The 25,525-nt window shown below is 61.6% G+C and carries 23 protein-coding genes; 12 read left to right on the top strand and 11 right to left on the bottom strand.

Annotated features, from left to right (window positions below):
* Positions 1-253 precede the first annotated feature (253 nt).
* A complete protein-coding gene (locus WBK19_RS13425) occupies positions 254-2,035 on the top strand; it encodes a PQQ-dependent methanol/ethanol family dehydrogenase (RefSeq protein ID WP_511290501.1) in 1,782 nt (593 codons plus the stop codon).
* A gap of 110 nt (positions 2,036-2,145) precedes the next feature.
* On the opposite strand, the gene WBK19_RS13420 is transcribed toward WBK19_RS13425, so the two are convergent.
* From WBK19_RS13420 to WBK19_RS13410, 3 genes are all read right to left on the bottom strand, one after another.
* Positions 2,146-2,604 carry a c-type cytochrome gene (locus WBK19_RS13420; protein WP_511290499.1) on the bottom strand — a complete coding sequence of 153 codons (459 nt, stop codon included), beginning with the start codon at positions 2,602-2,604 and terminating at the stop codon, positions 2,146-2,148.
* Between the two features lie 5 nt (positions 2,605-2,609).
* On the bottom strand, positions 2,610-3,176 hold the full coding sequence (locus WBK19_RS13415) for a pentapeptide repeat-containing protein (protein WP_511290497.1): 567 nt from the start codon (positions 3,174-3,176) through the stop codon (positions 2,610-2,612).
* A 144-nt stretch (positions 3,177-3,320) separates the two neighbouring features.
* Entirely contained in the window at positions 3,321-5,192 is a 1,872-nt protein-coding gene (locus WBK19_RS13410; protein ID WP_511290495.1) for a methanol/ethanol family PQQ-dependent dehydrogenase, read from the bottom strand.
* A gap of 203 nt (positions 5,193-5,395) precedes the next feature.
* Between WBK19_RS13410 and WBK19_RS13405 the strand changes: the two genes are divergently transcribed.
* The 5 genes from WBK19_RS13405 (at position 5,396) to WBK19_RS13385 (ending at position 12,023) form a co-directional block, all read left to right on the top strand.
* A complete protein-coding gene (locus tag WBK19_RS13405; protein WP_511290493.1) occupies positions 5,396-6,688 on the top strand; it encodes a sensor histidine kinase in 1,293 nt (430 codons plus the stop codon).
* Complete coding sequence (locus tag WBK19_RS13400) at positions 6,685-7,332, top strand: response regulator (RefSeq protein ID WP_511290491.1); 648 nt, start codon at positions 6,685-6,687, stop codon at positions 7,330-7,332. The genes WBK19_RS13405 and WBK19_RS13400 overlap by 4 nt, the downstream gene beginning before the upstream one ends.
* A 40-nt stretch (positions 7,333-7,372) precedes the next feature.
* A complete protein-coding gene (locus WBK19_RS13395; RefSeq protein WP_511290489.1) occupies positions 7,373-7,753 on the top strand; it encodes a c-type cytochrome in 381 nt (126 codons plus the stop codon).
* 47 nt (positions 7,754-7,800) lie between these two features.
* Positions 7,801-8,667 (top strand): cache domain-containing protein, encoded by an 867-nt coding sequence (locus WBK19_RS13390; RefSeq protein WP_511290487.1) that lies wholly within the window; start codon positions 7,801-7,803, stop codon positions 8,665-8,667.
* Positions 8,668-8,912: 245 nt separating this feature from the next.
* Positions 8,913-12,023 (top strand): cache domain-containing protein, encoded by a 3,111-nt coding sequence (locus WBK19_RS13385; protein ID WP_511290485.1) that lies wholly within the window; start codon positions 8,913-8,915, stop codon positions 12,021-12,023.
* 138 nt (positions 12,024-12,161) lie between these two features.
* Here WBK19_RS13385 and WBK19_RS13380 read toward each other — a convergent pair whose 3' ends face one another.
* Positions 12,162-13,973 carry a hypothetical protein gene (locus WBK19_RS13380; RefSeq protein ID WP_511290483.1) on the bottom strand — a complete coding sequence of 604 codons (1,812 nt, stop codon included), beginning with the start codon at positions 13,971-13,973 and terminating at the stop codon, positions 12,162-12,164.
* Positions 13,974-14,377: 404 nt separating this feature from the next.
* On the opposite strand from WBK19_RS13380, the gene adh reads away from it, so the two are divergent.
* From adh to WBK19_RS13355, 5 genes are all read left to right on the top strand, one after another.
* The gene (adh, locus tag WBK19_RS13375) at positions 14,378-15,901 is read left to right on the top strand and encodes an aldehyde dehydrogenase (protein WP_511290481.1); all 1,524 of its coding nucleotides are present in this window, start codon (positions 14,378-14,380) and stop codon (positions 15,899-15,901) included.
* An 87-nt stretch (positions 15,902-15,988) separates the two neighbouring features.
* Complete coding sequence (locus WBK19_RS13370; RefSeq protein WP_511290479.1) at positions 15,989-16,360, top strand: DUF779 domain-containing protein; 372 nt, start codon at positions 15,989-15,991, stop codon at positions 16,358-16,360.
* Positions 16,361-16,377: 17 nt separating this feature from the next.
* Positions 16,378-16,710, top strand: coding sequence for a c-type cytochrome (locus tag WBK19_RS13365; RefSeq protein WP_511290477.1), 333 nt, complete (start codon positions 16,378-16,380; stop codon positions 16,708-16,710).
* Positions 16,711-17,027: 317 nt separating this feature from the next.
* Positions 17,028-17,888, top strand: coding sequence for a DUF3553 domain-containing protein (locus WBK19_RS13360; RefSeq protein WP_511290475.1), 861 nt, complete (start codon positions 17,028-17,030; stop codon positions 17,886-17,888).
* A gap of 50 nt (positions 17,889-17,938) precedes the next feature.
* Positions 17,939-18,205: a hypothetical protein gene (locus tag WBK19_RS13355; protein WP_226497609.1), complete on the top strand. Its 267-nt coding sequence runs from the start codon at positions 17,939-17,941 to the stop codon at positions 18,203-18,205.
* A gap of 63 nt (positions 18,206-18,268) precedes the next feature.
* Here the strand turns inward: WBK19_RS13355 and WBK19_RS13350 are convergent, their stop codons facing one another.
* From WBK19_RS13350 to pedF, 7 genes are all read right to left on the bottom strand, one after another.
* A complete protein-coding gene (locus WBK19_RS13350; RefSeq protein WP_511290473.1) occupies positions 18,269-18,895 on the bottom strand; it encodes a DUF1294 domain-containing protein in 627 nt (208 codons plus the stop codon).
* 98 nt (positions 18,896-18,993) lie between these two features.
* Entirely contained in the window at positions 18,994-19,677 is a 684-nt protein-coding gene (locus WBK19_RS13345) for an SDR family oxidoreductase (RefSeq protein ID WP_511290472.1), read from the bottom strand.
* A 46-nt stretch (positions 19,678-19,723) separates the two neighbouring features.
* Positions 19,724-20,215, bottom strand: coding sequence for a hypothetical protein (locus tag WBK19_RS13340; RefSeq protein ID WP_511290470.1), 492 nt, complete (start codon positions 20,213-20,215; stop codon positions 19,724-19,726).
* Positions 20,216-20,495: 280 nt separating this feature from the next.
* Positions 20,496-21,062 carry a cytochrome b gene (locus tag WBK19_RS13335; RefSeq protein WP_511290469.1) on the bottom strand — a complete coding sequence of 189 codons (567 nt, stop codon included), beginning with the start codon at positions 21,060-21,062 and terminating at the stop codon, positions 20,496-20,498.
* Positions 21,059-22,003: a beta-propeller fold lactonase family protein gene (locus WBK19_RS13330; protein ID WP_511290467.1), complete on the bottom strand. Its 945-nt coding sequence runs from the start codon at positions 22,001-22,003 to the stop codon at positions 21,059-21,061. The genes WBK19_RS13335 and WBK19_RS13330 overlap by 4 nt, the downstream gene beginning before the upstream one ends.
* A gap of 2 nt (positions 22,004-22,005) precedes the next feature.
* On the bottom strand, positions 22,006-22,854 hold the full coding sequence (locus WBK19_RS13325) for a substrate-binding periplasmic protein (protein ID WP_511290465.1): 849 nt from the start codon (positions 22,852-22,854) through the stop codon (positions 22,006-22,008).
* A complete protein-coding gene (pedF, locus tag WBK19_RS13320) occupies positions 22,844-23,272 on the bottom strand; it encodes a cytochrome c-550 PedF (RefSeq protein ID WP_511290463.1) in 429 nt (142 codons plus the stop codon). Before pedF ends, WBK19_RS13325 begins: the two co-directional genes overlap by 11 nt.
* A 266-nt stretch (positions 23,273-23,538) precedes the next feature.
* Between pedF and WBK19_RS13315 the strand changes: the two genes are divergently transcribed.
* On the top strand, positions 23,539-25,524 hold the full coding sequence (locus WBK19_RS13315; RefSeq protein ID WP_511290461.1) for a sigma-54-dependent Fis family transcriptional regulator: 1,986 nt from the start codon (positions 23,539-23,541) through the stop codon (positions 25,522-25,524).
* The last annotated feature ends 1 nt before the right edge of the window (position 25,525 follow it).

The raw sequence follows: 25,525 nt of genomic DNA, 5'->3' as shown, positions 1-25,525 counted from the left end.
GGTGACAATTGGAACAGACAACTGAATCACCTCCCGGCGACACGAATAGCCGCGCCGAACGCGGCTTCAGCCCCGCCAACAGGAGCGCCGGGCATTTCGGCGCGGCTTGGCACAGCCCTTGCAGATCGTCTCACCTGCCAGCGAGCCGGTTCAGGGAATGGAGGTGGCTCGCCAGCATGTCATTCCACGCAGACGGACCGTGTTCAGCACGGTTTTCCGCGTTGGAACCATCGGATAATCAAGGAGACAATCCATGCATAGTCATACCCCTTTCAAGCGGAGAGTCGTTACCCTCGCGCTTCTGACGGCTGCAGCATTTGCCGGCAGCCCGGCCAGCGCCGGCGTCACTGACGCCGACATCCTCAACGATGCCAAGACCCCCGGCGACGTCGTCAGCTTCGGCCTCGGCACCCAGGGTCAGCGTTTCAGCCCGTCTACCCAGATCAACGCCAAGACCGTCAAGAACCTGGTCCCGGCCTGGTCGATGTCCTTCGGTGGCGAGAAGCAGCGCGGCCAGGAATCGCAGCCGGTCATCGCCAATGGCAAGATGTTCGTCACCGCCTCCTACAGCCGCCTCTTCGCTGTCGATGCCAAGTCCGGCAAGAAGCTGTGGAAGTATGAGCACCGCCTGCCGGACGGCATCATGCCGTGTTGCGACGTGATCAACCGCGGCGCCGCCCTGTACGGCGATCTGGTCATCTTCGCGACGCTGGATGCCCAGCTCGTTGCCCTGAACCAGGACACCGGCAAGGTCGTCTGGAAAGAAAAGCTCGGCGACTACGCCGCTGGCTACTCTGCTACTGCCGCCCCGATCATCGCCAAGGGCAAGCTGATCACCGGCGTTTCCGGTGGTGAATTCGGTGTTGTCGGCCGTATCGATGCGCGCGATCCGAAGACCGGCAAGCTGCTGTGGACCCGTCCGACCGTTGAAGGTCACATGGGTTACAGCTTCAATGCGGCTGGTGACAAGGTCGAAAACGGCATCTCCGGTACCCTCAACGCCACCTGGACTGGCGACCTCTGGCAAACCGGCGGCGCTGCCACCTGGAACGGCGCTACCTATGATCCAGAAACCAACCTGATCTTCGCCGGCACCGGCAATCCGGCACCGTGGAACAGCCACCTGCGCCCGGGCGACAACCTGTTCTCGTCGTCCACCGTGGCCATCGACGCCGACACCGGCAAGATCGCCTGGCACTACCAGAACACCCCGCACGATGGCTGGGACTTTGACGGCGTGAACGAATTCGTTTCCTTCGACTACAAGGATCCGAAGACCGGCAAGCTGATCAAGGCCGGCGGCAAGGCCGACCGTAACGGTTTCTTCTTCGTGAACGACCGGACCAACGGCAAGCTGCTCAACGCCTTCCCGTTCGTCAAGAAGATCACCTGGGCAACCGGCTACAACATGGAAACCGGCCGTCCGAACTACATCGAAGAAGGCCGTCCGGGTGACCCGACTGCCGGCGCCGATGGCAAGAAGGGCAAGGTCGTCTTCTCGGCTCCGTCCTTCCTCGGCGGCAAGAACCAGCAGCAGATGGCCTACAGCCCGCAAACCGGCTTGTTCTACGTGCCGGCCAACGAGTGGTCGATGGATATCTGGAACGAACCGGTTTCCTACAAGAAGGGTGCTGCTTACCTGGGCGCCGGCTTCACCATCAAGGCTCTGAACGACGACCATATCGGCGTGCTGCGCGCTGTCGATCCGGCCACCGGCAAGATCGTCTGGGAAAACAAGAACTACGCTCCGTTGTGGGGCGGCGTCCTGACCACCGCTGGCGGCCTCGTCTTCTACGGAACGCCTGAAGGCTTCCTGAAGGGTGTTGATGCCAAGACCGGCAAGGAACTGTGGTCCTTCCAGACCGGCACCGGCATCGTTGCACCGCCGGTCAGCTGGGAACAGGATGGCGAGCAGATGATCGCCGTGACGACTGGCTGGGGCGGCGCTGTTCCGCTCTGGGGCGGCGACGTGGCCAAGCGCGTGAACTTCCTCGAACAGGGCGGTTCGGTCTGGGTCTTCAAGCTGCACAAGTAATAAATTCTCTCTCCTTCGGGCGCTCCGGCGCCCGATTGAAACGGCGCGACGGCTTCGGCCCTCGCGCCGTTTTTCATTTTTAGCCACAATTTCCGGTTGACCGTGGAAGATCACTTGCTTGCTCCGGCCCGCGCTTCGATGAAGACCTGGATGGCCCAGGCAAGCTCCTGTTTGAGCACGCCATCCCATGGCGGCATGTGGGTGACGCCGACGATGATCTTGCCCTTGCGCACGCTCTTGGCGAAATAGGCGTCGTTGTCGCGCAGGCAGGCGGCGTTCAGCTCGGCGTCACTGATCCGCCTACAGAAGCGGTTGAGCTGCCGGAGATCGGGCGCCGGTGCTGCATTCGTGCTGGCGTCGGCACCGTGGCAACGGGCGCAGGCCTGGTTGTAGGCCTGCTGGCCGATGGACAGGGCAACCGGGTTGCCGCGGTAGGGGTTTTCCGCCAGCCAGGTCTCACCGAGCGCCAGCAGGCCGTCCGCCGACACTGCGGGCGCCACGGCGACTTCGTTGGCCACGGCGAGCGAGGAAGACAGCGCCGTCAGAAGAATGAGGATCAGTTTTTTCATGGCCATCACCAGTCGGTCGGGCAGTTGGTGCAGCCCTCGAAATCGGCATCCTGAAACACCGCGAAGCGACGGAAGATGCCGGTCAGATCGGCTTTGCGGAAATTGACGGTGAAGAATTTGGTCTCCTGGAGGTTGGCGTTGTTGAGCCGGGCGCCGATGAACCAGGCAAAATTGGCCTTGGCCGCTTCGAGATTGGCGCCGGTCAGATCGGCATTGGTGAAATCGGTGCGAAACAGGCGGGCGAATTCGAGATCGGCGCCGATCATTTTGGCGCCGCGAAAGGTCGCCGTCGGCGCACTGACCTTGTTGAGACGGGCGGCAGTCAGGTCGGCCCCGTCGAGGTTGGCGCCGGCCAGGTTGGCGCCGCGCAGGTCGGCGCGGGCCAGTTGGGCGCCGCTCAGATCGGCCCCGGCCAGGTTCTGGCCAGCCAGATTGGCGTGGCGCAGGTCCGCCCCCGGGCAGCGGGTATGCGGCCAGATGCCGCAACCGTTGATGACCAGCGGCTCGAAGGGTTCGGCGGCCAATGCTACGGTCGACCCGAAAAACAGGGCAAAAATCAAATGTTTGGGCATCGTTGTCGCTCGCAATATGCTTCGATCCAAACATTCCCAGGCTGAGTCTGCGTCCATGCAGCGCTGACCCAGCCTTGCTTGCGGGCATTCCGCAGGCCGGGGGAATCCGGCCTGCGGCGGGAACGGTTGAAGCGAAGCGATCGCTCAGTTCTTCAGCGACTTAGGCAGCTTGAAGACCCACATCGAGCCGCCCTGCGTGACCTGCTTGGTCAGGTCGGCCATGTCGCCGCCCCACAGCGGCACGGCGCCGCCGTAACCGGACTGGATGCCGACGAACTGCTCGCCGTCCATTTCCCAGGTGATCGGCACGGAAACCACGCCGGAACCGGTCTGGAACTTCCACAACTCCTTGCCGTTCTTGGCATCGAAGGCTTTCACGTAGCCGTCCGAGGTGCCGGTGAACAACAGGCCGCCGGCGGTGGTCATGGTGCCGGCCCAGAGCGGGAATTTCTCCTTGTGTTCCCAGACGATCTTGCCGGTCTTCGGGTCCATGGCGCGCAGGGTGCCGACGTGGTCGTCAAACAGACGCTTGATGCGGAAGCCCTGGCCAAGATAGGCGGAGCCGGCCTTGTACGTGAGCTTTTCGGTCCAGTAATCCATCGCCCAGTGGTTGGCCGGGATGTAGAACAGCTCGGTCTGCTGGCTGTAGCTCATCGGCATCCAGTTGGTGCCACCGAGGAAAGGCGGCGAGACGAAGATCGATTCGCCCTTGTCGGCGCCCTCCTTCGGCTTCGGCGGATGCTGGCCTTCGACGATGTTCGGCTTGCCGGTCTGCAGGTTCCAGCTCTTCGCCCAGGTGATGCCCTCGACGAACGGCCAGGCACCGATCAGCGAGGTCGGCTTGTTCGGGTAGCCGGCGCCGTTGGTCAGTTTTTCGCGGTCGGTGACGAAGAAGTAACCGTTGCGGTCCGCGTGGGCCGAGGCCTTGACCAGCTTGCCGGTCTTCGGATCCTTGTACTCGAAAAGCACCACCGAGTTGTTGCCGGAGAAGTCCCAGGCATCGTTCGGCGTGTGCTGGAAGAAGCCTTTCAACTCGCCGTTGCTGGCATCAACATAGGCCTGGCCGGAGGTGAAGAGGCTGTCCCAGTTGCGCGGATCGTCACCTTCCTTGGTCCGGTGCCAGGTGTTCCACGGCGCCGGGTTGCCGGTACCGATGACCACCATGTTCTTGTCCACATCGTAGCTCGCGGTCTGCCACGGGGCGCCGCCGCCGTGATTCCAGGCATCGACCTTCTTGCCATCCGGACCTTCCGGCCAGCTCGGCGCCTTGGCGTCGCCGGTCGGCGTGCTGTCCTTGCCGTTCAGGCGGCCCATGTGGCCTTCGACCATCGGGCGGGCCCAGACTTCCTCGCCGGTATCCGGATCGCGGGCGAACAGATAGCCGACGACGCCGAATTCGTCGCCCGACGAACCGTGCACGAGCAGCACCTTGCCGCTCTTCTGGTCCTTCACGACAAAGGGGGCGCCGGTCATCGTGTAGCCGATCTTGTGGTCGCCGAACTTCTTTTTCCAGACAACCTTGCCGGTGTCCTTGTTGAGCGCCACGATGGTCGCGTCGAGCGTGCCGAAGTAGATCTTGTCGCCGTAGATGGCGGCACCACGGTTGATCACGTCACAGCACGGGCGGATATCTTCCGGCAGGCGGGCTTCGTACTCCCACAGGCGCTTGCCGGTGCGGGCATCGATGGCGAAGATGCGCGAGTACGAGGCGGTCACGTAGATCACGCCGTCGTGCACCAGGGCCTGCGCTTCCTGGCCGCGCTGCTTTTCACCACCGAAGGAGAAACTCCAGGCCGGGACGAGATGATCGACGTTCTTGGTGTTGATTTTGGTCAGCGGGCTGAAGCGCTGGGCTTTCAGGCCGAGACCGTAGGACAGCACGTCGCCGGTGGTCTTGTCATCGTTGAGGATGTCTTCCCAGCTCACCGTCTTGCTGGCCATGGCCGGCGCACAAAAGGTGGCCGCGACCAGCGTCGCAAGGATGGTCTGGCGTGGATTGAACCGTGTAAATTCCATTTTTATTCGTCTCCTGAAGAGTGTCTTTGCTTTCCCGAGAGGCCGGGGGGCCTGTCTTGATCGACGGGCAAGCCCAGTATAGAAAGCCGATTTGTCCGAAGTCTCGGGACAAGCTCACCCCCAAACCGGGAAAAATTCCCGACCATCATTTGGCCGGTACGAAACCTGCTCGGAGTCACTACAACTAAAAACAAGGTGGAGACATGGATCTGCGAAGACGGCTGGTAATCTGGCTCGGCGGCTTGCTCGCCGGGCTGATGCTGATGGCTGTGCTGATCAACCTCCACTCGCTGCGTGGCGATATCCAGGCTGAAGTGGCCGCCTCGGAGCAACTGGTCACGGTGCTGCTCAAGGCCGGCGAGGCGCAATCCGGCAACAAGGCCGAGTTGGAAGCCCTGCTCAAAAACGCCGAGCTGCGCCACCTGAGCATCCACCTTGATGACGCGGCAGCCAAAGCCGAGGAAAAACCGCACTGGCTTGCCCCGCTGCTCGGCATTACGACCAGCGCCACGCCGGCCCAGACCATCCGCCTCGGCGACCAGACCCTGACCATTGCCGCCAACCCGAATTCCGAAATCGAGGAGCGCCTGGGCGACACTGTTCGACTTTGCATCACCCTGTTGCTCTATTCTGGAGCAACTCTGCTCGTCGCCTGGTGGTCGGCCGATCGTGCACTGACCCCGGTCCGTGAACTCGAAGCCGGTCTGCAGCGCCTGGCCGACAACGCCCCCAATGCCGCCATGCCGCCATTTGCCCTGCGCGAATTTCGCCGCGTGGCCTGCGCCATTGACGCGCTGGCCAGCAAGCTGGAGGCTTCCCGCGCCGCCCAGCAACAGCTCGCCCGCCAGCTCATTGCCGTGCAGGAAGAGGAACGCCACACTCTGGCAAGGGAATTGCATGACGAGATGGGGCAAACGTTGACCGCCATCGGGGTTACCGCCGCCTTTCTCGAACGCAACGCAACCCGGCTGGCGCCGCAAAGCATTGTTGAATGCGCCGAAGATCTGCGGCGCGACGTGCGCACCAGCGGCGAACAGTTGCGTGCCATGCTCAAGCGCCTGCGGCCGCACGGTCTGGATGCGCTCGGTCTGGCCAGCGCCCTGCGCGAACTGGTGACGAGTTGGCAGCAGCGCGAGTGCGGCATAGTGTTTGACCTCGAGATGCCGGCGGAACTGCCTGTACTGGACGAAGCAACGGCCCTGGTGGTCTACCGCGTGGTACAGGAAGGGCTGACCAATGTGGTTCGCCATAGCGAAGCGCGGCACTGCCGGATTGGCATTGAGGTGGCACGAAATGCGCTCTACCTGAGCGTAGAGGATGATGGAAAAGGCCTGCCCGAGGCCGGCCCGGCACGCCGTGGCGGTTTGCTCGGGATGGCGGAAAGGCTGGAAATGGCCGGGGGCAGTCTGCAGATGGAAAACAACGCAACAATCGGGCTGCATCTGCAGGCCCGCTTGCCGATGAGCCAAGAAGGGCGACAGGAGGAACAACAATGATCCGCATCATTCTGGTCGATGACCACGCCGTCGTCCGCACCGGCTATCGCCGCCTGCTCGACGCCGAGCCCGGCCTGCAGGTGGTCGGCGAAGCGGCCTGCGCCGACGAGGCCAATGCGCTGATCATGCGTGTCGCCGTCGATGTCGCCGTGGTCGACCTCAGCCTGCGCGGCAGCAGCGGCATCGAAGCCATCCGCCGCATGCTGGCCCGCCAGCCCGGCCTCAAGGTTCTTGTCCTTTCAATGCACGAAGGCGCCGGCCACATCACCCAGGCCCTGCGCAGCGGCGCGCTCGGCTACCTGACCAAATACAGCGAGCCGGGCGATGTCATCGACGGCATTCGTCGCGTCGCCACCGGCAAGCGCGTCTTTTCCCCGGAAATTGCCCAGGTGCTGGCCGAAGAAGCACTCGACGGCGACGGCGCCCTCGCCCACCTGACGCCGCGCGAATTCGAGGTACTGCGCATGCTGGCCCATGGCGAATCGGCCAACTGCATTGCGAATTCGATGCACCTGAGCCCAAAAACGGTGTTGAATTACCTCACCCTGATTCGCCAGAAACTCAATGCCGACAACGACTTCAAACTGCTCCACCTGGCCGCCCGACATGGCCTGGTGGATATGAACCATGCCATCAGCGCCTGAAAATCGCCCCCTTCAACAATCAACAACTCGGAGTACAGAAATGTTCCGTCACTCAACACTGGCCGCTCTGCTGGCCTGCAGCCTGATCACCCCCGCCGCCATGGCCGACGCCAAGCTCGATGCCGAGATGAAGAAACTCGCTCTCGGCAGCGGCTGCACGACCTGCCACGGTATCGAAAAGGACAAGCCGGGCCCCGACGGCCTGAAGCCGATCGGCCCGGCCTGGATCGATGTGGCCGCCCAGTATCGCGGCAAGCCGGGCGCCACCGAATTCCTGACCCGCGTCGTCCAGGAAGGCTCCAACCCCTACTCCAGCCACTGGAAGAACCGCGTTTCCGGCATCGCCATGCCGCCCAACGCCGTCGCCATCAGCCTGGCCGATACCCGCCAGCTGGTTTCCTGGATACTGTCGCTGAAATAAGTGGCAGCGCCCGCCGCTGTCGGCCCAACCTTCCGGAGTTTCCGAGCATGAGCAAACCTTCCCTCACCGCCCGCCTGGCCGCGCACCTTGCCAGCCTTTTGCTGGTCGTCTGTTGCGGCACGGCCCTGGCCGGTGACCGTGCCACCCCGCGCGAAGCCCGCGCCCACTTCGATCAGGCCGTGAAGTATCTGCAAGCCAACGGCCCCGAGAAGTCCTGGGCCGCCTTCAGCGACCGCAAGGGTGCTTTCGTCAAAAAAGATCTCTATGTTTACGTGATCGACCGCAAGGGCACCTATCTCGCCAACGGTGCGGCGCCCGACGCGCTGGTCGGCCTCAACGTGCTCGACAGCGTCGACGCGGCCGGCACGCCGCTCTTTCGCCACATGATCGCCGTCACCGACAAGCAGGACGAGGCACGCATCCGCTACGTCTGGCTCAATCGCAAAACCAATCACGTCGAGCCCAAGAACGCCTGGCTGCACCGTGAAGGCGACTACATTCTTGGCGTCGGCTATTACTCTCCGCACGCCACGGCGATCGATGCCCAGAAGCTGCTCGGCGATGCCGTCGCCTTCGCCATCAAGAATGGCCTGGGCAACGCCACCAAGGCTTTCAACGACACCAGGGGGGCTTTCGTACGCGACGACCTCTACGTCTTTGCGGTCAATCTCGACAGTGGAAAATTCGAGGCGCACGGCATGAACCCGGCGTGGACCGGCACCGACGCGCGCAATCTCCACGACGTCGAAGGCCACGCGCTGATCCAGGAAATGATCGACCAAGCGAAAAGCAAGGGCACCGGCGTCGTCGATTACGTCTGGCGCAATCCGGTCACCAATGCCGTCGAGCGCAAGCGCTCCTTCATCCAGCGCGTTGACAACAGCCTTCTCGGGGTTGGTTACTACCTCGACTGAGCGGCTGTGCCCGATTCTGACATTTCAGAATTGGGCGACATTTCCGGTTGACCGTGGAAATGACCCAAACCGGCCCGCGTGGCCGGTTATTTTTTTGCCAATTTATTTCCCAATTGCCGACTGGCTTGCCACGGTAGATACTGGTAACAGAGGATGGTTTAGCGTCGCGCCATCCGCCCGGTAGAGAAGGGATGTCATTGCTTTCAATGAATACCCGGCCGCAATCCGTGGAGAGGGAGATCGTCATGTTTGCGCCATTGAATCACCTCAGCATCCGCAACCGGATCTGGGGCATCGTTGCCATTTTTGTCGGCAGCATCCTGCTGACCGGTGCGCTTGATGTCTTGACCCTCAGGGACACCCTGCACCAGGAAAAAGAAGACAGTATCCGGCAACTGGTCGAGAGCGCCCATGCCGTGCTGGGGCATTACCAGGATCTCGAACGCAAGGGTAGTTTGAGCCGGGAAGCCGCCCAGGCTGAGGCCATCGCCACGATCAAGGGCATGCGCTACAACGGCAAGGACTATTTCTGGATCAACGATAACCAGCTTCCATCGCGAATGGTCATGCACCCGATCTCGCCGGAGCTGGATGGCAAACCGCTGCTCGACGACAAATTCAACTGTGTGACCAGCATGCGTAGCGGTACGGACGGGCCTTTTGTCCCGACCGATGGCAAGAAAAACCTGCTGCAGGCCTTCGCCGAACTGGTGGCACAAACTGGGCAAGGCTATGTCACCTACCCGTGGCCCAAGGTCACTCCGGATGGCAAAAGCACGCCCGAAAGATTCCCCAAGCTTTCCTATGTAAAAGGTTTTTCCCCTTGGGGCTGGACCGTCGGATCCGGCATCTACATTGATGACATCGATGCCGCGATTCAGACCAGAGCCATGCGGCACCTGTTGCTGCTGCTCGGAATCACAACCACCTTGCTGTTGCTGGCCAGCCTGATCGCCCGCAGTATCACTGTGCCGCTAAACGCCACAATGCGCACCATGCACGACATTGCAAGAGGCGATGCCGGACTCGACAAGCGCCTGGCCATCGAAGGAAAGAGTGAAATATCCGAACTGGCCGCCAATTTCAACGAAATGCTCGACCACATCGAGACCCGGGACCGGGCGTTGCTCGCGCATCAGGAAGGACTTGAACAGGAAGTCGCGAAGCGCACCGCCAGCCTGAGCGAAGTGAATCGACAGCTGGATGCGGAACTGGTCGAGCGCAAGCGAATAGAGAAGATCATTGGCGAGGGTAAAAACCGCATGCATGCCTTGCTCGATGCCACCGACGAAGCCGTCATGCTGCTGGCGCCGGATGCCACGGTTCTCGAGATCAACGCCTTCGCGGCCCGCCGCTTCGGAAAAACGCCGCAGCAGATGATCAGGACCAACTTTCTCGATCACATGCCGCCCGACCTGGCCAAATCCCGTGGCGCCATGATGCAAGCTGCCGTCGACAGTGGGGAAGTAGTCCGTTTCCAGGATCAGCGCGGCTCGACCTGGTTTGACAACAACCTGTATCCGGTCAAGGACGGCAGCGGTGCCGTCGAAAGCGTTGCCGTCTATGCCAAGGATGTCTCCGAGCAAAAGCGCATCAAGATGGATGAGGATCTCTTCCTGCAACTGGGCACGGTACTCATGCGCTGGGGAGTTGATTCGGTGGCCATCGCACAGATTTTTTGCGACGGCATCCTGCCCATGTTCAATCTGGACGCCGCCTGCATCGCTATCGCCGACCGGGATGGCAAGCTTTCCCTGACCGCCGCAGCAGGGAACATAACGAACGCCGCCATCGAGCATGTCGCCGACAGCGGTGTCGATAGCTCGGCATGCCTGCCACTGGCCGATGTCATGAGCAGCGGCCGGCATCAGGTAGTGCTGCTTGATGACATGAACTGCCAACTCATCAAGGTAAAAGACCAGCCCCTTGCCAAAGGCGCCACGGCCATCCTTCTGCCCCTGAAAATCCACGGTGAACGCTGGGGCGTTCTTGCGCTGTATGGCAAGGAACCCGACCAGTTCACCGACAGCCTGCTGCAGCAACGCCTGCTGGCCAGCGCCAACCGCCTGGTCATCACGCTCGAATCGGCTTTGCGCCAGGAAAGGCTGGCTCTCTTCGACCTTGCCCTGGCCGAAGTCGGCAATGCGGTGATGATCACCGATGTCGCCGGCAAGATCATCTGGGTCAATCGCTCCTTTACCCAGCTTTCCGGCTACACCAACGAGGAACTGCACGGCCAGCCGCCTTCCCTTTTCAACTCCGGTACGCAGGATGCAGTGTTTTTCCGCCATTTCTGGCAGAGCATTTCGGGCGGCGCGACCTGGCGCGGCGACATCGTCAACCGGCGCAAGGACGGCAGCCTGTACACCGCCAACCAGATGGTGACGCCACTGTTCAACGCCGAGGGCAAGATCAGCCACTACATCGCCGTGCTCGAGGACATCAGCGAACGCAAACGCCAGGAAGAGGAATTGAAGAAGAACTACGAGCATTTGCGTGCCCTCAACGAGCAACTGGCCAATGCCCAGAACCAGCTCCTGCAATCGGAAAAAATGGCCTCGATCGGCCAGTTGGCGGCCGGCGTCGCCCACGAGATCAACAACCCCATCGGCTTCGTCAACTCCAACCTGGGCACACTGAAAAACTACGTCGACGAACTGCTCGGCGTCATCCAGGCCTATAGCGCCGCCGACCCACTGCTCGCCGGGCACCCCGAGTTCAATAACACCATCACCGCCCGCAAGGCAGAGGCCGACCTGGACTTCCTCGGCGAAGACATCCACAGCCTGCTCAAGGAATCGCGCGAAGGGATCGCCCGGGTCACCCGGATCGTCCAGGACCTCAAGGATTTCTCACGTATTGACAGCATGGACTGGGCTCAGGCCAACCTCGAACAAGGGCTGGACAGCACGCTGAACATTGCCATGAACGAAATCAAGTTCAAAGCCGATATCGTCAAGGAATATGCCGGCATCCCCGATATCGAATGCCTCGGCTCGCAGTTGAATCAGGTATTCATGAATCTGCTGGTCAATGCCGCCCATGCCATCGAAACCCACGGCACCATCACCATCCGCACCGGCACCACGAGCGATGCAGTCTGGGTCGAGATCGCCGATACCGGCCGGGGCATCCCGCCCGAAAACCTCAAACGCATTTTCGACCCCTTCTTCACCACCAAGGCGATCGGCAAAGGCACCGGCCTCGGCCTGTCGCTGGCCTACAGCATCGTCCAGAAACACCACGGCAAACTCGAAGTCAGCAGCGAAGTCGGCATCGGCAGCTGCTTCCGCGTCGAGATTCCACGGCGGCAACCGGAGCCCGGCGCGGCGACGACAGTCGCCAAACCAGAATAAAAAGGGACCGGCCCGCATGGCCGGTTCCCGTTTTCTTGACGCTCAACACTGGCCTTGGCACTGGTGGCGCCAGGCCGATATTCCGGATTTAGCCGATTTTTCCAGTTGACCGTGGGAGCTGCCCTCTCACATTGGTTTTCATTGACGGATCAAGTCCGGTCGCGTCGGCGCTATGGGCAACATGACGATGACCTGAGCACTCTTGCTCTGGGCCGAAACCCCGTTCTGGTCCTTCACCACAGCGTAGTAGGCGCCGCTATCGGCGGCCTGCACGGCTGACAAGGTCAGTTGCGCTGTCTGCGCACCGGCCACGCCGGAGCGGGTGCCCAGTTTGCTCATCATGCTGCGCTGATCGCTCAGTTGAACCTTGCCGCCGGCAGCAGTGGTCTTGTACCACTGATAGCTCAGCGTGCCACTGCCTTGAGCGATGACCTTGAGGGTGATCGTTCGTCCGGGAAACACTTTTCCGCCGCTCGGATTGAGCACGAAAACCGGCCCGTTGCCCGCCGCACAAGCCACACTGGCGCCGCCAACCGGCCCGCAATTCCAGCTCCACGGCCCGACACCGCTGACGGCCGAGGCGGCGCCGATCAGGCAAAGGTTGGCACTCGGCGCGCTGCTGAAAGAACGGCCATTGGCCGAGCCGCAGGACGGCGCGCTGGCGAGTGTACCGACGTTGATTTGCACGGGTTGCGCTGAAGTAAGCTGCAGCCCCGGACAATTGACGCCCCATTCCCAAACCGTGCCGTCGTTTCTGATCGATGCCGAGCAGGTCTTGGCCGCATCGATGGCCGTGATGCCGCTCAATCCGGGAATCTGGAGCGGCACCAGACTGCGCACCACACTGTTGTCGGCGCCCAGAGCGCCGCCACCGTTATAGCCCATTCCCCAGACGGTACCATCGGCCTTGAGAATGGTCGTATGGGTCTCCGCCATGGCCACGGCGGCGACACCGCTCAGGTTATTGATCTGCTTGGGCAGGCGCTCGCAGAGAACGCTGACGTGCGACCCCATGGCGATGCCATCGCCCAGCTCACCATACTGGTTGCAGCCCCAAACCCACAGAGAGCCGTCGTTCTTGACTGCGGCGGACTTGTACAGGCCGGCGGCAATGCTATTCACACCGCTGATCGCCGTCATCTCCGGCCAGTCTCGCCACGAAAATCCATTCCAATAGGGATTGGATTTGGCACCGTAGGAACCGCTGCCACGCTCACCGTACTCGGCGCCACCCCAGGCCTTGATATTGCCGTCGTAGAACAAGGCCAGCGTATGCGTGTCACCCGAGGCCATGGCCATAGGCGGCGTTGCCGGCGGCCATGCCCCGGCCGTGCTGATCTTGAGATGATCGACCTGAAGCGGCTGGGCGACATTCTGGACCTCGGGCCCCGGCTTGGTCGTGCTCGTCGCCTGCCCCGGGACGTGGCCCCCCAGCTTGTTCAGCTCGTTATTACCCCAAGCCCACAACGAGCCATCCGATTTGCGGGCGAAGAAACTGCCGCTCCGCGCCCAGATGGCTGTCACGTCGCTCAGCGGCCCAGCGGCAGTAGCGAGCTGCGTTGGAGCACTGGCGATGGAGCCGGACGGACAACCGGCCAGCAACTGGGTATTCAGCCCCCATTGCCAGACCGTTCCATCGCTCTTCAGGGCAATGCTGTTCCGCCCGGCTGCCGCAACAGAAACGATACCGACCAGCCCATTGACCGGCGCTGGCGGGAGCTTGGTCAAGCCTTTGGCGTAACAGTTGCTGCCCGGCGAAGGCCGGACGGCGGCAAAATCGACCACGCCCCACTGCCACACCGAGCCGTCCGCCTTGAGCAGGACGGTATGCTCGGGGGCCATGGCAACTTGCGGTGTTGCCGCCATCGCTTCAATGGCGTTCCCACACATCAATTGAAAAACGGCCAGACCGATCAGGCTGGATTGACGTACATGATGATGTCGTAGCATGACGATTTCTCCCTTTTTGTTTTTAGCGTGGCCGGATCCCCCGAAGGCTGGCAACAGAACGACTTCGGGCTATTCTCCAGCACTTTCAATCTACCCTTTAAGCATAGTTGCAATTCCAGAAACCTCCAGCCGCATCGGCTGGCTGGCAGCTGCTCCATTCCTGAACACCTGTTGAGCAGTTGATCACGCACTTCCTGCTCCAGGCCGTGGCAACCGCCATCGCCACAAAACCAAGTCTTTGAAAATTAGCCTCTTTTTCCGGTTGGCCTTGGAAATGGCAGGGCTGGCACAGGGCATGCACATTAGATGGCACGAGCCACGGCAGGTCATCATCACGAATCAACCGAATCTGCCGGCTTCGAGTTACCCGATCGCAACTTCATTCAAGAACATTGGAGACAAACATGACTGTTTATGCAGCTCCCGGCGCCGCTGGTGCCAAGATCGCCTACAAGGCCCAGTACAACAACTTCATCGGTGGCCAGTGGGTTGCCCCGACCAAGGGTGAATACTTCGACGTGATCACCCCGACGACCGGCAAGGTCTACACCAAGGTCGCCCGTTCCACCGCCGAAGACATCGAGCTGGCGCTTGACGCCGCTCACGCTGCTGCTGATGCCTGGGGCAAGACCGGCCCGGCCGAGCGCGCCAACCTGCTGTTGAAGATCGCCGACCGCCTGGAAGCCAACCTCGAAATCCTGGCTTATGCCGAGACCGTCGATAACGGCAAGGCCATCCGCGAAACGCTGAACGCCGACATCCCGCTCACCGTCGACCACTTCCGTTATTTCGCCGGCTGCCTGCGCGCTCAGGAAGGCTCCCTCTCCGACATCGACGAAAACACCGTCGCTTACCACTACCACGAGCCGCTCGGCGTCGTCGGCCAGATCATCCCCTGGAACTTCCCGATCCTGATGGCGGCCTGGAAGCTGGCTCCGGCCATTGGTGCCGGCAACTGCGTCGTACTCAAGCCGGCCGAATCGACCCCGATCTCCATCCTGATCCTGGCCGAACTGATCGCCGACCTGCTGCCGCCGGGCGTGCTGAACATCGTCAATGGTTTCGGTCGCGAAGCCGGCATGCCGCTGGCCACCAGCAAGCGCATCGCCAAGATCGCCTTCACCGGCTCGACCTCCACCGGCCGCGTCATCGCCCAGGCCGCTGCCAACAACCTGATCCCGGCCACGCTTGAACTGGGCGGCAAGTCGCCGAACATCTTCTTCGCCGACGTCATGGACAAGGATGACGGCTTCCTCGACAAGGCCATCGAAGGCATGGTGCTGTTCGCCTTCAACCAGGGCGAAGTCTGTACCTGCCCGAGCCGTGCCCTGATCCAGGAATCGATCTACGACAAGTTCATGGAACGGGTCCTCAAGCGCGTCGCTGCCATCAAGCAGGGCAACCCGCTCGACACCGACTGCATGATGGGTGCCCAGGCTTCGCAAGAGCAGATGACCAAGATCCAGTCCTATCTCGAAGTTGGCAAGCAGGAAGGCGCCGAATGCCTGATCGGTGGCGCCCGCGCCGTGCTCGAAGGCGACCTGGCCGGCGGTTACTACATCCAGCCGACCTTGTTCAAGGGCCACAACAAGATGCGCATCTTCCAGGAAGAAATTTTTGGACCAGTGCTTGCCGTCACCACCTTCAAGGATGAAGCTGAAGCCCTCGAAATCGCCAACGACACCCTGTACGGCCTCGGCGCCGGCGTCTGGAGCCGCAACGGCAACGTCGCCTACCGCATGGGTCGCGCCATCAAGGCCGGTCGCGTCTGGACCAACTGCTACCACGCCTACCCGGCGCACGCAGCGTTCGGCGGCTACAAGGAATCCGGCATCGGCCGTGAAACCCACAAGGTCATGCTGGACCACTATCAACAGACGAAGAACCTGCTCGTTTCGTACAGCGAAAGCAAGCTGGGCTTCTTCTAAACCGGGCATCTCCTCCACTGGCCGCATTTAGTTTTGCGGGCAACTCTTCGGGGGCGGGCAACCGCCCCCCTTTTTTAGGAGAAAAACATGGTCGACCGTGTCATTTGCACCCCGGCAACGCTTGAACTCATTGCGCTCCTGAAACAGCAATACGGCCCGGAGCTGATGTTTCACCAATCCGGCGGCTGCTGCGACAACAGTGCTGCCAACTGCTACCTGCCTACCGACCTCACCATCGGCGCCTACGATGTCCATCTCGGCGACATCGGCGGCGTGCCTTTCTACATCAGCGCCTCGCAATACGAATACTGGAAGCACACGCAACTGATCATCGACGTGATCGACGGATCGGGCGGCACCTTCTCGCTCGAAGGCAATACCGGCAAGGCTTTCCACACCCGTTCGCGACTGTTCACCGATGCCGAATGGGCTGAATTGCAGGCGGCTGGCCTCGTTTAATTCAAGGAATTTTCCACATGAACAAGCACCTGAGCATTACCCTGCTGCCTCTGCTCGCAGCCACCCTGTTCACCGCTGCCCCGGTCCATGCAGCCGACGGCGAAGCCATCGTCAAGAAAGCCCGCTGCGTCGCCTGCCACGCCGTCGACCAGAAGCGCGTCGGTCCGGCCTACAAGGAAGTCGCCGCCAAATACAAGGGCGATACCAAGATTGCCGCTGTCCTTTTCGACAAGGTCCGCCACGGCGGTTCCGGCAACTGGGGCCAGGTCCCGATGATTCCCCACCCGGCCGACAAGATCAGCGACGACGACCTCAAGGCCGCCGTACAGTGGATTCTGGCACTGGAATAAGCAACACGGCGCCCCGGTTTCGGGCGCCCAAAGGGAGAACAGCAACTCCTCGACAAGAATGGCCGCAGGCCATCGAATGAAAAACCGCGGGCCCCAAGCCGGTCACGACCCCGGCCGAGCGCCCCGCCCCCTCTGCGCTGCACCGTTTCTGCGAAGCAGGCCGAATTCCACGGTCAACCCGAAAAAACCGCCAAAATCGAAAGGCCGGGCCAGTTCGACAAGGGCCGGAACAGGCAACAGTTTGCACTGCCGGGTCCGGATTTCGGCGCCCATGTTAAAATTGGCCGCTTTTTCCGGTAAAAGAAGCGGAGAGCAAGATGAGCACCCTAACCACAGGCGATCGAGTGACGCACCCCAACCAGCAGGAATGGGGTCTGGGCAAAGTGCTTAGCGCAACCCCCGACAATCTTGATGTGTTTTTTGTCGGCGCGGGCCGCAAGCGGCTCTCACGATCCTTCATCAAACTCGAGAAAGCCGAAGGGGCAGCCTCGAAACACCGCCTCCTCGACAACCTGATCGAAACCTCGCAAATTGTTGGCGACAGCTTTGTCACCATTCCCATGGCGATTGAACGCTTCATGGCCAAATACCCGAACGGCTTCGAGGATGCTGATTACATCAAATCCGTGCGCGAGGCCAACATGCGCGGGCAAAAGATGTGCGCCCAGCTGCTGAGCCAGGACGAGCTTTCCCGGCTCATTGCCGAAGGCAGCTTCGATGCCGTCTGCGATCGGGCCCGGCACGTCGAAACCAGCGCCAACCTGCTGACCAAGAGCGAGCGCAAGACCCTGCACGAAGCCCTCGAACTGCCCGCCTGCCAAAAACTGTTCTCCCTGGCCCTGGCCGAACTGCTCTACGGGACAGAAAGCGAGGAGGCGCGCTTCAAGCACTTCCTGCGCACGCTCGGCATCCTGGAACTGAACAAATGGCAGTTCGCGACACTGTTCAGCTTCATCCGCCACCCGCAGCAATCCGCCTTCATCAAGCCGACCGCCATCCAGAATGCCGCCAAGGCCCTGTGCTGGCGGATCAACTACAAGCCCGACCCGAACTGGAAGACCTACGACGCAGTCGCCCGGCTGTACAGCTACGTCCGCACAAATCTGCTCGAAGAAGGCCTGATGCCGCGCGATCTGATCGATGTGCAGGCCTTCATCTGGTCCGTCGCCCAGAAATAACCTGGCCGCCCTTCACTGGCGCAGCGCCCCACTCTCAGAAAAGGAAAAACATGAACGCTCAAGCCTTAGCCGAAAAACTGAACAAGCTCGGATTTACCCCCACCGCCCTGAGTGAACCGTCGAAACGCGAGGACGGGATGATCGTCTTTACCAAGGGCGTGCACGTTCAAGTGCCGCTGCATGGCGACGAACCCAACGTCGTCCTTGAAAGCGACGATGGCGACCTGGAGTTTTACGATGCCCAGCGCAACATCGAGGATCTGATCACCGATCTGAAGGCCGCCCTGCAAAGCGAACAGGCCATGAATTCACGCTGAACCAGGCAGGGCTGATGAAGCCGACGGGGCAACAAGAAGTGCCTCTTCGGCGCCAGCCTGCCCTCAAGCCACCCCGGCCAGAACTGAGCGCAGCACTCCTGCTCCCTTTGCCGTCAGCGACCAAGCCAACACCCCGCAATTGATCAGCACCGTTGCCCAGAACGTCGTCTGAAACGACGCCTTGCTCGACTTGTGGCGCAGCACGCGCTGCGCCATCAAAGCTCCCGGCCAGCCGCCGAACAGGGCGATCATGTGCAAGGTATTCTCCGCCGTCCGCCACCGCCCACCCTGCGCTGCCGCCTTGTCCCAGGCATAAATCACAAAAGCCAGCAGGCTCGCCCCGGCATACAGGCCGACGACCGCCAGCGGCAGCTTGCCAGCCAGCGCACAGGCACCGACGAAGGCAAAAAACAGCACGGCCAGCATCGGCAAGCCGCGGCCAGAACTTTTCCAGCCCGAAGCCGCAACCCGCGAATTCGTCGACTCGAGAAACGCCACGCCCTCCGCCCGAGCCCTGCCCTTGGCATCCGTCGCGTGCTCATAAGTCACGATCACGCCCTCGACCGGTCGCCGACCGCGCCGGGCAAAGGCCTTGATGTGCAGGAAGACCGGCTCACCCCCGCCATTCGGCGTGATGAAGCCAAAGCCCTGATCGTCTTTCCAGCTCGTTATTTTTCCCTGATAGCGCATGAGTCTGATCCGCAAAACCGATTAACTCTGGCTTGTATCACCTGATTCAGGGTTCAATCAACACCCTGCTGATCGGTGCACCGTCTATACATCAGGCATTAACGCATCACCCAGCCACCGCAAACGGGGAATACCTGGCCGACAAAGCAATTGGCCAGATCGCTGCACAAATAGGCGGCGAATTCGGCGTCCTCTTCCGCGCCGACCAGCCGTCCGAGCGGAACCTCGCGCTTCAGACGTTCCTGAAAACGCGGGTCGGCCTGCACCTCGGGCGGGAAGTAGGTCGGGTTTTCAACGAAGTTCTGAGCAATGGCATTGACCTGAACATTGTGCGGTGCGACCTCGACGCCGACGGCCTGCGCGTAGGCCAGCTGGGCGCCGCGCGCCGCGCTGTAGGTCGACCGCCCCTTCATGCCGCGCAGGGCCGAAGCGCTGCCCATGACCAGAATCTTGCCCGAACGGCGGGCGATCATTGCTGGCAAGACGGCCCGGAACAACCGCGCCAACGGATGGACAAGGATCCCGAAGGTGTCGTTCCACTCCGCTTCGGCGACCTCGGCGACGGCCGTGCCCGGCGCCGGAATAGCTAGGTTGGCGACAAGAACATCGACCCGCCCAGCCTCGGCGACGATGGCAGCAGGCGCATCGACATCAACAAGCGAGGCCGTATTGGCGATCACCGTCGCGCCATGGCGGGCAAACACCTCACACAGCACCGGCCCCATGAACATGTCGGCCTGGGTGACCAGCACCCGTTTACCAAGCAGTTTTTGATCGGACATGTGCGCTCCTTTGGCGAAGGTCTGCTAATCCCTGCGCCGCGACGGCTTAGCGCACGGGGGGTAGCGTGGTGATTTTTTCCAGCCGGTCTTCCAGCTCGCCGATGTAGGCGGCAAGCGTGTTACCGGATTGTTCGGTGAACGAGCGGAAATCATGCTCAAGCCGGTCGATTCTGGCAAGGACCATCTCTTTCGCTTCGCCGTTCAGCGTCGTTTGCCGGGTCAATTCGCTATCAAGAAAGGCGCGCAATTCGGTGAAGCGGGAAGCCTCGGCACTGTCCGCAAGCTCCCGGTTGGTCTGCAAGGCGCGTGAGTGGCGACGGGCTTCAAGGAGAACGGAACCCTGCAGGTAGACGACATAGATCAGAAACAGCACCGTGATGAAGACCAACAATCCGAGCATCAACAGGCCCAATGGCATTTGCACCGAGGTAAAGCCGAGCCATAACTCGGTAGGCGCAAGAAAGACGCCCCAGTTCAAGGCAGCGAAAACGGCGACCACGGCCAAAATGATCAGCAACAATAGCGAGTGAAGTTTCATGTCAGGGCTCCCGAATGGACGAGTATTGATGGGTGAAAGCCTGCACCAGGCTTCAATACGAGGCACAGGAAGAACGCGAAAAGTCGACGCACTGTGCCCCAACAAATTTCACGGCTGTTTATCCAGCCAATGCTGCGTGCCAAATTTGGTTTTTAGAATATCACGCATATTCAGACCGCATCTGTGCGCTACGGCACGTAAAAAAGCCACCCGAAGGTGGCGATTAATTTGAATTTTGGCTGTTTTTCCCGGTTGACCGTAGCAATGGCTATTACTTTGGTCAGAGCATCTTGCTCCGCTGTGGAGCAGCTGTTCCATTTTTGAACAAACCGCCGGGCAGCATGCGTTGCAGCGTACCGTCACGTTTGAACAGGTGTTTGAGTGCGCCGGCGATGTGCAGGCCGATCAGGCCGGCGAGGCCCCAGACAAAAACAACGTGGCCCAGTTTGAAGGCGCCGTTGAGCGTTTCGTCCGGCCAGCCCATTTTAGGCAGTTCGATGCCGAAGAACTTGATGGCGTAGGGCGTGAAGGACGAGGCAAGGAAGCCGGCCAGCGGCGCCATGAACAACAGGGCATAAAGCGCGTGATGAACCGCCGTGGCCAGTTTGGCCTCCCAGCCGGTGACTAGCGGCTTGGGGGCCGTATGACCGCGGCGCCAGGCCAGGCGGGCGAAGATGAGCAACAACGCGAGCAGGCCGAGCGATTTGTGCAGACTGTAGGCAGCGCTGCGCTCGGCGCCCTTGGGCAGATCGACCATGGTCCACCCCAGCCAGAGCAGCCAGATGACGACGATGGCCTGCGCCCAATGGAGCACGATGGCCGGCAGCGTGTAGCGTTGACCGCTCATCGGATGCTGACGCCCCAAGGCAGTTCGCCGACTTCGATATCAGGCAGCTTCTTGTAGCTGGCAGTGTCGATGACGGAAACCGTACCGGAGCGGCCATTGGCCACGTAGAGCTTGGCGCCGTCCGGCGTGATGGCCATGTTCCACGGGCGTTTGCCGACCTCGATGGTGGCGACGACGGTGTTGCTGGCAACATCGATGGCCATCACCGACGGGTCGCGCCCGTTGGAAACGAAAACCCGCTTGCCATCGGGATGGATGGCAATCCCCGCAGGGTACTGGCCAGCGGGGATTTCAGCGATGACGCGGCGTTCAGCAACATCGATGGCGTAGACCTTGCCGGCCATTTCGCTGGCCACATAGGCCCGGCTACCGTCGGGCAGGAAGCCGATACCGCGCGGCCGCTTGCCGACCGGGATGCTGGCCACCTGCTTGCGGGCCTTCACATCGACGACATCGACCTGCTCCGCCTCTTCGGCGCTGACATAGAGCCAGCGTCCGTCCGGGCTGAACACGGCATGTTCCGGATTCTTGCCCTGCACCTTGATGCGCGCCAGTTCCTTGCCCTGCGGCGCGGCGAGCAGCACGACGCTGTTGTCGTCCTCGACCGCCACGGCGAGCAATTTGCCATCGACCGAGAGGCTGACGCCTTCCGGCGAATCGCCAACCGGGACGGTCTTGATCAGCTTGCCGGCAACGGTATCGACGATCAGCAGGCTGCCCGTCTTGCCGTCAGTCAGATACAACCGCCCTGCGCCGGCGGCAATGCCGCGCGGCCGCTGACCGGCTGGAATGTCGCTGAGACGCTGGTCGGTGGCGGTGTCGATGACGCTGACCGTGGCCGATTTTTCATTCGGTACATAGGCAAACGGCGCGGCCAGTGCAGCGCCGCCGAAAGCCGCAATCAGCGTGACCAGCAGGAGTTTCGGCAGGCGCGGGCGCATGTTCAGATCGCCTGATATGAAATGCCGTTGCGCTTGAAGATGTCGGCAATCGTGCCGTCATTCTTCAATGCCACCAGCGCCCCGCCGATGGCCTCGGCCAGCGCCTGATCCTCGACCTTGACGGCCATGCCAAGCGGCCAGCTGTCGATCTTCAATTCGGCGAATTTCGGGCTTTCCAGAACGAGATTGCCCTGCCCCTTGGTCGCCGCTTCAAGTTCGGCGCGCGGCGCCAGTACGGCCGCCACCTTACCGTCGGCCATACCCTTGGCGGCTTCGGCCACCGTCTTGAAATGCACGACGTTTTCGCGCAGGCGGCCATTCAGCACGCCAAGCAGGAAGGAGTCGGCCAGCGAAGCGGTTTCGACACCGATCTTCTCGCGCGTGAAGATTTCCAGTGCGACAGCCGCCGAGCCGGACAGCGGCTTCGGCACACGCTCCGGATTGCGCGCCAAGGCCAGCGTTTCGACGTGGTAGGCGCCGAAGATGCGGACCTTGTCGTTGGACCGCGCCAGATACTCGTCGACCGGCACGTGCATCATGACGTCGGATGGCTGGGTGCCCAAGTAATGGCCTTTCCAGACCATGTTGCGCAGGTCATCGTTCATGTCCTCGTCGGCGTTGTAGCCGACGACTTCGGCCGTCAGGCCGAGCTTGGCAGCAATCGCCCGGGCGACGTCGGCATCGATACCCTTGCCGCCGGCCATCGAATACGGCGGGAAATCGTTATACACCGCGACGCGCAGACGACCGCGCTGGCGAATCGTTTCAAGGCCATCGGCCAGCGCCGGCAAGGCGGCAACCATGGGCAAGGTGGCCAGTGCCTTCAGCCAGAGACGACGATCATTCTTCATGGACGGTTTCCAGCCAGGTACGGATGGCCCACATGGCCTCCTGACTCAGTGTACCCTCGAACGGCGGCATATAGACACGACCGTCGCGAACGGCCCCCTTGCGGATGCGGGGCAGGAAAACCTCATCACCTTCATCGCCGAGCGGCAGGTAGCGCAGGTCCGGGGCGATGCCGCCGGAGATGCCACCCAGGCCATGGCAACGGGCGCAATTCTGGTTGTAGGCGGAATCTCCAATGCGGATGGCGGTCTTATCCTTGCGAAAAGGATTGCTTGGCAGGAAATCGGCGCCCAGGTTTTTCAGCCCGGTCGTATCGACGGCCTGTGGTACGACGTCACCGTGAGCAAAAACCTGTGGCGCGGTTGTGCAAATGAAAAGGGCTGCGGCAACAGCACCGAGGTGTCGGAAGGGATGTTTCACAATGTCTCCTTATTTGATTGCGGGTTACTGCCTTTGTGACAAGACATCTGCAAACCCTGTGCCAGCTCACTAGGCAAACCGGAAAATCCCTTGGCCACCGGCTTTCGCCAGAGACGGTGCGAAAACAGTCACATTTGCCAGCGCATGGCACGGCATTTGCTGAAAGGTGTAGCGCACTGCTCGCATCATTGCTAATAAAAAGGGCAGGTGTTACGTTATGAAGCAACAAAACTATAAATACAGATAGAGAAGTCGCCGGAGGAGAGATGGGACAAATTCAACTATTGGCCGAAATTCACGGCCAGCGCCTGGAACAGGCAAGGCAACTGTTTTTTGATCAGGGCACCCTGCCCGATGGTTTGATCGATCCGGTCATCCTTCGTTCCTGGGAACGTTGCCGGCGCTTCGGGCTGGGCGATGCCCATGCTATCCCGGCCGTCGAGGCCATGGATCGCGTAGCGCTCAAAACCGAACAGGACCGCAACCGCTTCCTGCTCGCTCAGGGGCGGCCGATCATGGAGCATGTCTACGAGCAGATCCGTGAATCCGGCAGCATGGTTATCCTGGCCGACGCCAACGGCCTGCTCCTCGAAACCGTCGGTGATGCCGATTTCGTCGGCCGCGCCGACCGCGTTGCGCTGTCGGCCGGTGCCTCCTGGGACGAAAACCAGCGCGGCACCAACGCCATCGGCACCGCCTTGTCGGAAGAAATTCCCATTTCCATCCTCGGCGGCGAACACTTCCTCGAACACAACGGCTTCCTTACCTGCTGCGCCAGCCCGATCTTCGGGCCGGACGGCCGGCTGATCGGTGTCCTCGACATTTCCGGTGACTACCGCAGCTATCAGCGCCACACCCTGGGCCTGGTCCGGATGTCGTCGGCCATCGTCGAAAAGCGCCTGTTCGAGTCGATGCACGCCCGCGACATCCTCGTCTGCTTCCACAGCCGCGCCGACTACCTGGGCAGCCCGAAAGAAGGCATCGCCGCCGTTTCGCCGGATGGCCAGGTGCTCGCCATGAACCGCAACGGCACAGAGCTGCTCGGCATCCGCCAGGTGGACGCTGTGCGCCGCGACTTTTCGATGGTTTTCGAAAGCAACCTGTCGGCGCTCGTCGACCGTCTTCGCCATACGCCATTCGGCAGCTACGAGATCAACGTCAATGGCAAATCCCTACACGTCCAGCTGCGCGGTCAACTGCCGCCGCTATCCGTGGCCGGCCGCGTCTACGACGAACCAGCAAGTCTGCGCGCTCCGCGCCGGCCCGAAACCGCCGCCCCGTCAGGCCCGACGCTCGACACCCTGAACACCGGCGACGCCCGCCTGCAGGCCGCCATCGAACGGGCCCGGCGCATTCTCGGCAAGGACATCCCGATCCTCATCCAGGGCGAATCAGGCGCCGGCAAGGAAATGTTCGCCAAAGGCTTCCATAACAGCGGCCCGCGCGGCACCGGCCCCTTCGTCGCGCTCAACTGCGCCTCGATCCCGGAAACCCTGATCGAGTCCGAACTGTTCGGCTATCAAGGCGGCGCCTTCACCGGCGCCCGCAAGGAAGGCGCGCCGGGCAAGATCCAGCAGGCGCACGGCGGCACCCTCTTCCTTGACGAAATCGGCGACATGCCGCTCAACCTGCAGGCCCGCCTGCTCCGCGTACTGCAGGAGCGTTGCGTCACGCCGCTGGGCAGCACACGGGCGATTCAGGTCGATATCTCGCTGGTCTGCGCCACCCACCGCAAATTGCGCGAAGAAGTCGCCCGCGGCGCCTTCCGCGAAGACCTTTATTACCGCCTCAACGGCATGAGCGTCACCATGCCCGCCCTGCGCGAACGGACCGACATCAGCGCCCTGGTTGCCAAGATTGCCGCCTCGGAAACGACCACCCGCAGCCTGCAGGTGCGTTTCTCCGACAAGGCCCGGCACGCCATCGAGAATTACGCCTGGCCGGGCAACATCCGCCAGTTGTTTAACGTCATCCGCGTCGCCATCGCCCTGCTCGACGACGACGAATCGCTGATCACCGAAAGCCACTTGCCGGAAGAGCTGTTCGAAACCATCATCGCCAGTGCCCCCAACGCGCCACAAGCCTTCGACCCGTGGGCTGCGGCACCGCTCGAAGGCGCCAACAGCATGGACGCCATCAGCCGTCAGGCCGCCATGCGCGCCCTCGACGCCGCTGGCGGCAACATCTCCTCAGCCGCCCGCCAGCTCGGCATCAGCCGCAACACGCTGTATCGCAAGCTGGGGCGAATGTAAG

The sequence above is a fragment of the Azonexus sp. genome, from assembly GCF_049652925.1.
In the GTDB taxonomy this organism is placed as follows: domain Bacteria; phylum Pseudomonadota; class Gammaproteobacteria; order Burkholderiales; family Rhodocyclaceae; genus Azonexus.
Note: the sequence above shows the minus strand (reverse complement) of the source record. Positions and strands in the feature narration are given on the sequence as shown.